Consider the following 242-nt stretch of genomic DNA (forward strand, 5'->3'; position numbering starts at 1 on the left):
AGACAGCAGCGGCAATGCCGTCAGTGTTCCAGTGGGCAGCAGTGTTGCGGTCGCCTTGAACTGGAGCGGTGTCGCGACAGCGGGTGTCGATACCAGCGCATTGCCAGCGAGCGTCAATGTCAGTGGCAGCAGCAGCACGACATTTACAGTCACTGCCACCGATGATTATTTGAAAGAAGGTTCTGAATCCCTGATCGCCACGATTAGTGGTGTCACCGATACGAACAGTAAATATGAAGCAG

1 protein-coding gene is annotated in these 242 nt (G+C 54.1%); it reads left to right on the forward strand.

The window, feature by feature from the left end; all coding sequences use genetic code 11:
- The coding region (locus ACO0KW_RS20500) for a hypothetical protein (protein ID WP_423055193.1) at positions 1 to 242 on the forward strand (242 nt) is incomplete at both ends.

The sequence above is a fragment of the Undibacterium sp. Ji22W genome (assembly GCF_049340305.1).
In the GTDB taxonomy this organism is placed as follows: domain Bacteria; phylum Pseudomonadota; class Gammaproteobacteria; order Burkholderiales; family Burkholderiaceae_D; genus Undibacterium.